Raw genomic sequence first — 12032 nt, 5'->3', positions numbered from 1 at the left:
GAAACTGGAGGAGATAAAGGCAATGAAACTCTTGAGGAAACTGGCCTTGGGCGCGGCGATGGCTGCCTCCCTTGCGCTCAATCCAGCACGGGCCGCAGAGACAGTCCGCTTCTGGTACCACTTCGACAACCCCGCAAACCCGATGTCCGATCTGGTAGCCAAATTCGAAAAAGCCAATCCCGACATCAAGATCGAGGCCGAAAACGTTCCCTGGAACAGTTACTACGACAATCTCTACACGGCCCTTGTCGGCGGCAACGCACCCGATGCGGCCATGGTCAAACTTTTCGCGCAGCCGCGCCTTCTTGAAATGGGCGCGCTGGAGCCGATCGGCGACCGCATCAACGCGTGGCAGGGCAAGGCAGATCTTCTCGACAATCTGCTCGAACTGAACAAGGGCGCCGATGGCCAGCAATATTACCTGCCGATCCAGTATGTGGTGCTCTACCTCTATTACCGCGCCGATCTGTTTGAAGCGGCCGGTCTCAAGCCGCCGACGACTTGCGAGGATTTCCGCGAGGCGGCGATCAAGCTGACCAAGGCGCCCGACACCTACGGCTTCGGCCTGCGTGGGGGCAAGGGTGGCTGGGATCAGTGGGGCGCTTTCGTATTTTCGAAAGGCGCCGAACTGAAGCCCGGCGGCCTGACGACGCCAGAAGCCGTGGCCGCCAATCAATGGCTGATCGACTTGTTCCAGAAAGACAAGGTCATTCCGCCATCGGCGCCGAATGACGGTTTCCAGGAAATCATCGCGGCCTTCAAAACCGGCAAGACGGCGATGACGATCCATCATATCGGCTCGTCCAAGGATCTGGTTGCCGCTCTGGGCGACAAGGTTTCGGCGGTACCGGTGCCGAAATGCGGCGGCAAGCAGTGGACGTCCTATGGCGACGAGTCGCTTGCCGTCTTCTCGTCGTCCTCGGTCAAGGATGCATCCTGGAAATGGATCTCGTTCCTGGCGGAAGGCGAAAACAATTTCGCCTTCAACACCGCGACCGGCCAGATGACCGTGACGAAAAGCGGGGCAGCCGATTGGAAGCTTCACGAACGCCGCTTCGTCGACGCTACTGTCCAGTCCCTGCCCTTCGCCCACGTCCTGCCCCAGAGTTCCGGGACGTCCGAATTCGTGAACACGGCCTGGCAGACGGCGATGCAGCAGGCCCTGACCGGCCAAACCACGTCGCAGCAGATGATGGAGCAGCTCAACACGCTCTTTGCGGAGTAAATGCCCGTGGCTCCGGTGGACCATCCACCGGAGCCACCCCATCGCGTAAATTTGAAAGTCAGGATTTTCGCATGTCGACGATCGTTTCCACGCCCAGGGAACAGAAGGTAAAACCGTTCTGGCAACGCCAGCATTTTATGCCCTATTGGCTGCTGGCACCGGCTGTTTGCGTCACCGCTGTGATCGTCTTCCTGCCGATGATCCAGGCCGTTTTCACAAGCTTCTACGATCTCGTCCTGTTCAAGCCGAATGCAAGCCGCTTCGTCGGATTCGGCAATTACGTCAAATTGTTCAACGACCCTGTGTTCTGGAGCGCCCTGTGGAACACAGTGATCTGGATCGGCCTGACGGTGCCGCTGCAAATGGGCCTTGGCCTCCTCACAGCGCTGCTTCTCAACCGCGAATTTCCCTGGCGCGGGCTGGCGCGCGCCCTTGTCATCATCCCCTGGGCGCTGCCAAGCGTCGTCATCGCACTGATGTGGCGCTGGATCTATGATCCGAACACCGGTGTCCTCAACGATATCCTGCTCTACCTGCACGTCGTCCAGACGGCGGTTCCATGGCTCGCCGATCCGGGCGTCGCGCTTTACGCCATCATCGCAACGCTGACGTGGCAGGGTTTCCCCTTCTTCGCGGTGATGATCCTTGCCGGGCTTCAGGGAATTCCGAAAAGCCAGTATGAAGCCGCCTCGATCGATGGCGCATCCGCCTGGCGGCAATTCGTGCACATCACCTTGCCGGGTATCGGCCCGGTTCTGGCGACGGCCGGCCTGCTGCGGGTAATCTGGGTCGCCAATTCGATGGACGTGATTTTCGTCATGACCGGCGGCGGGCCAGGCTATGCCACCCATACGCTGCCGCTCTACGCCTTCATCAAGGCGCGTCAGAATCTCGACTTCGGCTACGGCACCACCATCGCCGTCACCTTCACCCTTTTGCTCGGCGCTTTTGTCGCCGTCTATCTTGCCCGCACCATGCGCGATGTTGAACGATGAACAAATCCAGCACCTTACGCCGCATCCTGACGACCGACCTGCCGGTTCTCCTAATCGTGATCTTCGCCATGGCACCCTTTGCATGGATGATCTTGACATCGCTGACTCCAACGGCAGTTCTCAGTGCCACAGGCGTTTCCATTTCGCCCTCGGGCTGGAGCTTTGACAATTACGTCCGCCTGATCGAACAGACGTCATTTCTGAAGAACATGCTGGACAGCCTGATCATCGCCGTAGGCACCGTCGTTGTCGGACTGCTGGTTTCCGTCACGGCAGCTTACGCCTTCTCTCGCTTCAGGTTCGCAGGACGCAAAGCGTTCATGCTGCAGTTTCTGTTGATCAACATGTTCCCGATCGTGCTTCTGATCCTGCCGCTTTTCGTGCTGTTTCGAAAGCTCAACATCCTCGACACGCATTTCGCGCTGATCCTCGCCAATGCGACGGCGGCCATTCCCTTTGCCGTCTGGATGCTGACCAGCTATGTCGGCGCAATCCCCAGGAGCCTCGACGAAGCGGCGATGACGGACGGGTGCACGCGGCTGACGGCATTGCGCCGCGTCGTGTTGCCTCTGATGATGCCCGGCATCATCTCCACCGGAATTTACATCTTCATCACCGCCTGGAACGAATATCTCTATGCTCTGACGCTCGGCGGCAAGAACGTTCGCCCCGTGACCGTCGCGATCCAGACGCTGATCGGCGAATACCAGATCGAATGGGGCTTGCTTGCCGCCGGCGCCGTCGTGGGAGCCTTGCCGGCGACGCTGCTTTTCCTTCTCGTGCAACGCCGCCTGATCGGCGGGCTGACCCAGGGTGCCGTAAAAGGTTGACCACCATACCGCTCCGCGAATGCCGGGCCGGTCGATGAAAGAGGATACACACATGAACCCGATCGGGTTGATCTCCATGCAATATGCAAGGCCTTTCACGGCCGAGCATTTCCCGCTCTTTACGCGCATGCGCCAGCACGGCTACGATTTCGTCGAGCTGCTGGTTCCCGAAGTCGGCGAGATCGACATGAAAGAGGCGCGCAAGGCTCTGGACGATGCCGGGCTCGGCGTCGTGCTGGCCGCACGCGTCAATCTGCAGCGCAATCTCTCTTCGGCTGAGGGAGACGCCCATCGCGCCGGCATAGACTACCTGAAATACACGGTCGATTGTGCCAAGGCGCTTGGCGCGCAAATCGTCGGAGGCCCGCTGACGGGCAATCCCCTGGTCTTTGCCGGCCGCCCGCCCCAGCCCGTGGCGGAAGAAGAACGCCTTGCCCGCAAGCGGCGCTGCGTGGCGGGTCTGCGCGAGGTCGGCGACTATGCCAAGGCCGCCGGCATTCTGCTGGCCGTCGAGCCCCTTAACCGTTTCGAGAGCGACGTGCTGTGCACGACGCAGCAGGCCATCGAACTGCTCGATGCCGTTGACCACCCCGCGATCCAACTGATGCTCGATACCTTCCATATGCACATGGAGGAAAGCTCGATAGCCGAGGCCATTCTTCTTGGCGGCACCCGGATCGTGCATTTCCAGGCGAACGAGAACCATCGGGGCTTTCCGGGAACCGGAGCAACGGACTGGGTCTCGGTCTGCCGCGCCCTGCATGCGGTTGGCTATAAAGGGCCGATATCACTTGAGCCCTTCCGCCGCACCGACGATCGGTTCGGTGTTCCCTTCGCGCAATGGCGCCCACCTCATGAGGATGAAAGCGATCGTCTCAGCGCCTCCAGCGCCTTCATCAAGTCTCATCTCACACTGACGGAATATCGCCGATGACATTGAAAATTGGTTGGATCGGGTGCGGCGTCCACGCTACCCAGATGCTTCTTCCGCAACTTGTCCGCCATGACGTCCAGATCGCGGCGCTCTGTGATATAGACGGAAAACGGCTTGCCGATGCGGGCCGGCAGTTCGGCGTCCAGGTATTGGCCAGCGATGTCGAATCGCTGCTTCGCACCCCCGGCCTCGATGCCGTCGGCATGGCCGTCGGTCCAGATCAGCATCTCGCTTTCGGCAAGGCGGCTCTCGAGCGTGGTCTCGGCGTGTTCATGGAGAAACCGCCTTCGGGCTCGGCGGCCGGCGCACGAGAGCTTCTTGCTGCATCCGAAAAGGCCAAAAAGCCGCTCCTTGTCGGCTTTATGAAGCGCTATTCGATCGGCAACAAAATCGCCGCCAATATCGTCAAATCGGGCCGTTTCGGCGACGTTCTAGGCCTGACCGGCTATTACATGACGGCGCCCGGCTACTTCGCAGGCAACGTCGATTATACCGGCTTCTTCCTGCATCATTGCGTGCATTACATGGACCTCGTCTCCTTCCTCGTCTCGCCCGTGCGTTCGATGTCCGCGCGCAAGGTGGAAAAAACGCCGGGCCGCGTTCTCTTCCATATCGGCTTCGAATTCGAGTGCGGCGCCATCGGTAACATCGCCATGGGTACCATTCAGTCTCGGGGCACGCCTGTCGAACGCATCGAACTGATGGGCGACCATCAGCGTATCGAGGTCGAGAATGTCATCGAGGTCCGCTGGCATCGCAACCCGCCCTTCAAGACAGATGATCCGGCCGCGACACTTGCTGACCACGTCGATACCCTGACCTGGAAGCCGAACTTCACGGCTGCCGCGAATGAAGACCCAAAGGGTTATTATTCGCTGCTCGCCGACGTCGTCCCGGCGCTTGGCGGGGCTCAAACCGCGGCACCGACCATTGCCGACGGCGTCATCGCCATGGAGCGGCTGGAGACCATGCGGCGCGAGCTAAGCCTGTGACAGGACTGCCTGGTCAAGATTTCAACATACTCCCCAGCACCAGTAGGTCCGGTCCGCGCACTGCTGGACTAACCGTCGGTAGGAAGAGAGGAAAATCAATGCTGCATGCAGTCCGTGTTCTAACTGGTCTGGTATTCGTGAGCGCAGTTCCGCCTTTGGTGGCGTGTTCAGCTGGTACAACGTCCGAAGTTAAAAGTGGCCGATGCGATGCCGCGGCCGCGCAAACACTCATTGGAAAGCCCAAGCCGACCGACGAGGAGGCCAGGCGGACAACCGGAGCAACCATTGCGCGTCAGATCGCACCCGACCAGCCCGTTACACATGATTACAGAGCTGACCGAATTACCATCGAGACCGATCCCGCCTCCGGCCGGGTGCTGAGAGCCACCTGCGGATGATATTGACGCAAAATGCTGTGAGTGCATTGCACTTGGTCGAAACGGGAATGCGGCTAGCTGTGAGCCTTGGGACCAATAGCCGCGCAATGCTGGCTCACGGTCCGACGTCGCGAGGTGCTGCCAAACTCGCGCGGAATCGCCTGCTGTGGCCAAGTGTCCAGGCGGTGCCTGAATATCCTGCCGTCGCTCTCCAGCACTACCTGCGAGAGTGGAGAAGTCTTTCTAGATCATCGGACACACGCTCGAGAGCTACCCGATGACCATGTTTCTACCCGAGACTTTGGCCTGATAAAGGTTTTCGTCCGCGGCTTTCAAACAAGAGTGGGGATGGAACCCCGGCTGGCAATGAAACACGCCGACACTCGCCGACATTCGCACTTTCGAACCTGACGGAGATCGCAGATCGATACGCGCGATCTCTTCCCGAATTTCCTCGCAACGCATAAGCATCTCGGCAGCCGTCAAATTGCCTTGAAACAGACCGAACTCTTCGCCCCCGAGGCGTCCCGCGAAATCTGACTGTCCTTGGTAGCGGGCGAGGACACGACCGGTGCAGCGAAGAGCTTCATCTCCGGTCGCATGACCATATCGGTCGTTGATCGACTTGAAATAGTCCAGGTCCAGAAACAGCAAGGCGCCGGATATGCCGCGCTGACTGGTCGCGTCTAGATCTTCCATGAAGGCGCTGCGAGTGAGAATCCCCGTCAGGCCATCCCTGCGAGATTGGACGCGAAGGGCGTCATAAGCCTCGGCGATTGTTCAATGCCTCTTTTGTCGCAGCTTCAGCGCGTCGGACTTTTTCCGACTGAGTAAAATGCAGCGCCGAAGCCGGGATCGATATCGCCAGGGGGCAAAAAATCGTCATGAATAGCCCAGCGCCTGCCACTTGCCCGCCCAACAACGGAACAATGATCAACGTAAGAGCCAGGGAGGCGAACACTGAAAGCAGTCCAGTTAAAATAGCCTTTTCGACAATACGACGCATCAATACCACCGTGACGAAGTGAAATCGCTATGGGCTCATGAATTTAAAATGCGTTGAAACACATCGATAAAAATTGATTTATGCGTCCATTTCGTCGAGATTTCGCCGCGAATGGCCAAAATCCTCTCTTGGCTACCACATCGTTGCGACGCAGGGCGTCCTAAATTTCTCGAGCGAGCCAGCGGATCATATTGGCCATCAGCAGATCATAGCCGGGCCATCGCATGAACTCCTGCGACAGCCAGTGCGGGCCGATATCGGTCGTCCAAGCCAGGGTTCGGCCGGCGCCATAATCGCGAACCGATAGGAGCGGCATTTGTCCTGTGCGATGGCGGCAATGGATCAGTGTTTTCGTCTCCGTACCGCCGCGGGCGGCAACGCGGTTCATGCCAAGGAGATAAGGTATAGGCGATGGCACTCCCGCCAGTATCGAATGACCGATTTCATGAATGACCGGGTCCAAGCCCTCTGGCGCCTCTAAGCCATCCGGTCCGGGAAAACACTCGATAGGCAGGCATTCCTCGACAGCGGTGCCACGAAACATGGCAAGACCATCGATGCCTTGAAAGCTGCAATATCCGCCCGCCATCATCAGCGCCCCGCCTTTTTCCACCCAGTCCCTAAGAAGCTCGAGGCGATTGACGGAGCGGCGGCCCGCCCTCGTCTGCGGGGTATAGAGAAGCGACAGCGCACCCACATCGGAGAGCAGGACGACGGAATAGGCCGTAAGGCCTTCCAGTGTCGTCGGGAATTCGCTTTCGCAGCGCTCGCCGCCGATCTGGACGACCGCGATGTCCTGCGCCGCGAGGCCTTGAATATAGCGCTCGGCACCGTTGGAATAGCGTGACGATGCTCCAACCTCATATCCCTTGGCGGCAAAGGACGTGACGTGAAACGTCTCGCCGGCGAGCAACACTGGCTTCATGGTGGCCTCCCGATGTCAATTGGAACGGGTGGAGCCATGCGGCGCCACCCTTCAGCTCGAGGATTTCAGAACTTGAATTCTTCGACGTTTGCCGGCGTCACGATGTCAGCTGGTCCGAGAAGAACTTCGCCTTTTGCGCCAACCTTGTAGGAACCCAGCCTGCCGGCTTCGAAGGTCTCGCCCTCCTTGCCGGTCAATTTGCACTGCGCGACGGCCTGGGCCGCATAGTAGGTGAGATAGCCAAGATCCTTGACGTTCCACCAAATGTCCTGGACCGAGCCGTTCTGGATGTATTTCTTGATGAGGGTGGCTGGAGCAAGACCGGTCAGCTTGATCTTACCGAGAAGACCCGCCTGGTCCATGGCACGGGCAGCCGCGGGCAAGCCGATGCCTGCCGGAATGATGATGCCCTTGAGGTTCGGAAATGCCTGTGCCAGGGCCAGAGCCTGCTGCTGATTGACCTGTTCGCTCTCCTGGCCATAGGCGACTTGAACGAGCTTCATCTTGGCGTATTTCTTGTCGGCCGCCATGGTCTTCTTCATGAAGTCGATCCAGGCATTCTGGTTCGTCGCCGTCGGCGTCGACGACAGGATCGCAAACTCACCGTCGTAGTTGATCATCTGTCCCATCGATTCCAGCATCATTTCGGCCAGGCTGTCGCCGGCCGCCTGGTTGAGGAAGACGGAACGGGCGGCAGTCGACACGTCGGAATCATAGGATACGACTTTCACACCCTGCTTGGCTGCGCGGCGCAAAGCGGGGGCTACGGCATTGGCGTCGTTGGCGGAGATCGCGATGACACCGACTTTTTGCGAAACCAGATTGTTGATGAAATCGATCTGCGCCTCGGCGGTCGCCTGCGACGGAGCCTGCTTGATCGCCTTGCCGCCGATTTCCTTTGCAGCTTCTTCCGCACCTGTTTGCGCGACCTGGAAATAGGGGTCGGTGTCCAGTTTCGGCAGGAAGCCGACCGTGACCGGTTCCTTGGCGCATTCCTGCGCGTTTGCCGCCGCGATGCTTGCGATCACGCTGCCCGCGACCAGCAGGCTTCTAATAAGATGCGATGTCATGACGTTCCTCCTCAAGATATCCGGTTGAATGAAGCAGGCTAGCCCCGGAAACTACTCGCCTGCTTTGACTTTGAAATATCGCGTTCGAACGCTGGCAAAGACGCGCTCCGCCGCATTGCTGGCCAGCAGTGAAACGATGAGCAGAAGGCCGATGACCGTCCCCTGCGCGTCGCCGCCGATCTGCAGCAGACCAAGGACGTTGCGGATGGTGGCGACCAGAAGCAATGCCCACAGCACGCCGGTCAGCCGGCCACGCCCGCCGAAGACGCTGATCCCGCCCAGAAGCGCGATGGTGATGACGTCGAGTTCGATGCCGACCGCATTGTTGGCGCGGGCATTCGCCAGCCGGGCCGCGTAGACCATGCCGGCTGCCGCGCAAATCACACCAGATGTGACGAACAGGCCGAACACGGTGCGAGCCAGGCGAATGCCGGAATAACGCGCGGCGTCAGGGCTCCCTCCGATCGCATAGATGCGCCGGCCGAGCGGCATCTTTTGAAGCGATATGGCGAAAATCGGGGCAAGCAGCAGGAAGGGAAGAATAGTCCGCGGCACCGGCGATGTGCCGACAGTATCGATGCCGAAATCGAGGAAGCTGTCGGGAAAATCGTTGATGGAGTCCGAGCCGAGCAGAATATAGGCAACGCCGCGAAACAGGGCCATCGTTCCGAGCGTCACGACAAGCGAGGGAAGACCGAGCTTGGTCACCAGCACGCCGTTGAAGCCACCGCAAATTCCGCCGGCGACAAGTGTTACCGGAATGGCCAGAAGGAGTGGCGCGCCCTGCTGGATGAGCAAACCGAAGATCACGCTGGTGAGCGCCAATATGCTGCCGACGGACAGGTCGATTTCGCGCGCGATAATCAGCAGCACCATCGGCAACACGATGAGCGCCCTTTCCGAAATGCCGGCAACGGCCTGCGAAATATTGAAGACGGAAGCGAAGTTCGGCACGCCCAGGAGAGCGTAGGCGATAACGGCGATCGTCAGCGCCGCCAGGAAATTATCCCAGTTGGCAAAGCGGGTGACGAAGTCGGAATTGCGCTCGGAATTTGTGTCCATCAATGTGCTCCCTTGCGCTTGCCGGCGGCGCGGCGGGCGACGAGTGCGTCGATGCCGATGGCGGCGAGAATGACGAGGCCATAGACCCCCTGCAGCCAAAGTGGATCGACACGTACGAGTGTCAGCCCGTTGTTGATGATGAGCAGCATCAAGGCGCCGGCGGCGACGCCGAGCACCGTGCCGGAGCCGCCACGCACGGCAATGCCGCCGACGACGACAGCCGCAATCACCGTCAACTCGAAACCGTAGGCAACGCGTGCATCGACTGTGGCATAGCGCGAAGCCCAGAGCGCACCGTCGAACCCGGCCAGAAGCCCGGCTGCCGAAAACGCCATGAGGATGCGCGCCCGCGAGGGAATGCCGATGAGGCTCGCTCCGCCGGGATTGGAACCGATGGCGAACATTTCTCGACCGATCGAGGTATTTCGCAGGATGTAGGCGACGACGAGCAGCGTGGCGATGGCGATCAGGAGGACAGCCGGAACCCCGAGAATATTTGCCGCTGTCATATCCAGCCAGGCTTGCGGCACCTGGTCGGCACTCACTTGCGTTCCGCCGGCCCAGAGGCTGTTGATGCCCCGGAAGATGGACATGGTGCCGAGCGTGACGACGATGGCCGGTACGCGGCCGTAGGTCACGATGAGCCCATTCAGGAAGCCTGCGGCGAGCCCGATCGCACAAGCCAATACGACCCCACCCATCACGCCGATCTCGGGATGCAGATGGATCGTCGAGGCCGCTCCATAGGCTGCAAGGCCTATGATCGCAGCCACGGAAAGATCAATGCTTCGGGTGATGACAACAAGCATTTGGGCGACTGCGACGATCATCAGAAGGCCGGCATCCATTGCCAGGGCGGATAGATTTGCGCCGCTGAGCATACGTATGTTCAATATTGAAATCGGAATGACGACAGCTGCAATGGCCGCAAACAGGCCCAATTCCCGGCGGGCGAGAACCCGCCGCCATGTGCCCTGCGCCGCTCTTTCCGGGAGCTCCAATTTTTCCTCTTGATGCGGGACCGGCTTGGCGACAATCTCGCCGTCCACCTTCTTGACGATCGCGTCTGTCGCAGCACCGATCACCTTTTCTTGCGTGGCCTCGTCGTGGAGGAATTCGGCCGTAACCAAACCTTCTCTCAGCACGATCATCCGGTCGGCCATGCCTAGCAGTTCTGGCAGCTCGGATGAGATCAGGATGATCGCCATGCCTTTGCCGGCGAGATCAGCCATCATCGCATGCACATCGGCCTTGGTCTGAACGTCGATGCCTTGCGTCGGCTCGTCGAGGATAAGGATGCGAGGATTGGTCGCCAGCCATTTTGCCAGAACGACCTTTTGCTGGTTGCCGCCGGACAACGCGCCGACCGGCTGATCGAAGGATTTGAAACGCAGCCGAAGGCGATCGAGAAACGGCTTTGCAAGGTCAAGCTCCCTCTCGCGCGACATCAACCCACCTCGGGTCGCCTTGTCGAGCACGGTCAACGACGCATTGTTCAAAATGGAGAAATCCATCACCAGGCTCTGCCCGATCCGGTCTTCGGAAACATAGGCGACGCCATTGTCCATGGCATCTTTAGGAGAGGCGAAGCGCAGTGCCTTGCCATCGATCCTGATTGTTCCCGCAGTCGGCTGATCGATCCCGAACAACACCCGGGCAATGTCGGTACGGCCACTGCCGACCAATCCGCCGAACCCCAGAATCTCGCCCGCTCTCAACTGAAACGACACATCCTTGAACGAGCCATCGCAGGACAACCCCTTAACATCGAGAACTACCCCGCCCGGGGAGGCGCTGTTGCGAGGATAGAGCCCGTCCAGCGCGCGCCCGACCATCATCTGAACGGCACGTTCCCGAGACAGATCAGCCGCGACTTCCGTTCCGACATGTCGCCCGTCGCGCAGGACGGCGATACGATCGGCGACGCGATAGATCTCGTCCATGCGATGGCCGACGAACATCATCGCCACCCCTTGGGACCGGAGATTGTCCACGACTGTGAACAACCGCTCCACCTCTCTTTGGGACAGGGCCGCGGTCGGTTCGTCCATGATCAGAACGCGCGCGTCGAGCGAAAGCGCACGGGCAATTTCGACCAATTGCTGCTCTGATGTCCGAAGCCCCCCCAAGGGCGCCGTGACATCCACCTCGAGGCCGACGAGCGTAAGGAGGCGCGCCGCTTCGGAGCGCATATACAGGTGGTCAAGTTTCCAACGCAGCCCGGTCTGTCCGATGAAGAGATTTTCAGCAATGCTGAGATCGGGAAAGAGACCCGGATGCTGATGCATAACCGCGACGCCGGCATGCTGGGCTTCCAGCGGGGACGCGAATGTGACGGCTTTCCCCAGAATGGAGACCTGGCCGCCATCTGGGCGATGCACGCCGGCGAGCAGCTTGACGCAGGTACTTTTGCCCGCCCCATTCTCCCCAAGCAGGGCCAGCACTTCGCCTGCGCGCAGTTGGATAGACACATCCGCAACGGCGACGGTGCCGCCAAAAACCTTCGTGACGCCTTCGAGCGACGCGACGACCTGGCCGGCCTCCATCGTTGGCGCCGCGGTTTGACGGCCTGAAATTTCAAGCATTCCGAGCGTCCGACATAACCGGAATCGCTAA

The 12032-nt window shown here is 59.8% G+C and carries 12 protein-coding genes; 6 read left to right on the top strand and 6 right to left on the bottom strand.

Translation table 11 applies throughout. The annotated features are described in order from the left end of the window. Nucleotides 1-22 precede the first annotated feature (22 nt). The 6 genes from K6N12_RS26075 (at nucleotide 23) to K6N12_RS26050 (ending at nucleotide 5374) form a co-directional block, all read left to right on the top strand. Entirely contained in the window at nucleotides 23-1225 is a 1203-nt protein-coding gene (locus tag K6N12_RS26075) for an ABC transporter substrate-binding protein (RefSeq protein WP_222149009.1), read from the top strand. Nucleotides 1226-1362: 137 nt separating this feature from the next. Beyond that, entirely contained in the window at nucleotides 1363-2220 is an 858-nt protein-coding gene (locus K6N12_RS26070; RefSeq protein WP_239620731.1) for a carbohydrate ABC transporter permease, read from the top strand. Then, nucleotides 2217-3050, top strand: coding sequence for a carbohydrate ABC transporter permease (locus K6N12_RS26065; RefSeq protein WP_131711430.1), 834 nt, complete (start codon nucleotides 2217-2219; stop codon nucleotides 3048-3050). The genes K6N12_RS26070 and K6N12_RS26065 overlap by 4 nt, the downstream gene beginning before the upstream one ends. Nucleotides 3051-3102: 52 nt before the next feature. Further along, nucleotides 3103-3984, top strand: coding sequence for a sugar phosphate isomerase/epimerase family protein (locus K6N12_RS26060; protein ID WP_131711429.1), 882 nt, complete (start codon nucleotides 3103-3105; stop codon nucleotides 3982-3984). Further along, nucleotides 3981-4976, top strand: a complete 996-nt coding sequence (locus tag K6N12_RS26055; protein ID WP_131711428.1) for a Gfo/Idh/MocA family protein — start codon at nucleotides 3981-3983, stop codon at nucleotides 4974-4976. The genes K6N12_RS26060 and K6N12_RS26055 overlap by 4 nt, the downstream gene beginning before the upstream one ends. A gap of 98 nt (nucleotides 4977-5074) precedes the next feature. Next, nucleotides 5075-5374 carry an I78 family peptidase inhibitor gene (locus K6N12_RS26050; RefSeq protein ID WP_082933888.1) on the top strand — a complete coding sequence of 100 codons (300 nt, stop codon included), beginning with the start codon at nucleotides 5075-5077 and terminating at the stop codon, nucleotides 5372-5374. A 249-nt stretch (nucleotides 5375-5623) separates the two neighbouring features. Here K6N12_RS26050 and K6N12_RS34255 read toward each other — a convergent pair whose 3' ends face one another. The 6 genes from K6N12_RS34255 to K6N12_RS26025 all read right to left on the bottom strand — a co-directional run bounded on the left by K6N12_RS34255 (nucleotide 5624) and on the right by K6N12_RS26025 (nucleotide 12001). Then, nucleotides 5624-6052, bottom strand: a complete 429-nt coding sequence (locus K6N12_RS34255) for a GGDEF domain-containing protein (RefSeq protein WP_239620662.1) — start codon at nucleotides 6050-6052, stop codon at nucleotides 5624-5626. Nucleotides 6053-6113: 61 nt separating this feature from the next. Next, the gene (locus K6N12_RS34250) at nucleotides 6114-6359 is read right to left on the bottom strand and encodes a hypothetical protein (protein ID WP_239620659.1); all 246 of its coding nucleotides are present in this window, start codon (nucleotides 6357-6359) and stop codon (nucleotides 6114-6116) included. 160 nt (nucleotides 6360-6519) lie between these two features. Then, a complete protein-coding gene (locus K6N12_RS26040; protein ID WP_222135050.1) occupies nucleotides 6520-7284 on the bottom strand; it encodes a glutamine amidotransferase in 765 nt (254 codons plus the stop codon). A gap of 65 nt (nucleotides 7285-7349) precedes the next feature. Beyond that, nucleotides 7350-8354, bottom strand: a complete 1005-nt coding sequence (locus K6N12_RS26035; RefSeq protein ID WP_064649948.1) for a rhamnose ABC transporter substrate-binding protein — start codon at nucleotides 8352-8354, stop codon at nucleotides 7350-7352. 51 nt (nucleotides 8355-8405) lie between these two features. Further along, complete coding sequence (locus K6N12_RS26030) at nucleotides 8406-9416, bottom strand: ABC transporter permease (protein ID WP_131711426.1); 1011 nt, start codon at nucleotides 9414-9416, stop codon at nucleotides 8406-8408. Next, entirely contained in the window at nucleotides 9416-12001 is a 2586-nt protein-coding gene (locus K6N12_RS26025; RefSeq protein ID WP_222135049.1) for an ATP-binding cassette domain-containing protein, read from the bottom strand. Before K6N12_RS26025 ends, K6N12_RS26030 begins: the two co-directional genes overlap by 1 nt. Between the last annotated feature and the right edge of the window lie 31 nt (nucleotides 12002-12032).

Source organism: Rhizobium redzepovicii, from assembly GCF_019793435.1.
Classification (GTDB): Bacteria; Pseudomonadota; Alphaproteobacteria; order Rhizobiales; family Rhizobiaceae; genus Rhizobium; species Rhizobium redzepovicii.
The sequence above is the reverse complement of the archived record's forward strand: the minus strand, read 5'-3'. Positions and strand labels throughout refer to the sequence as shown.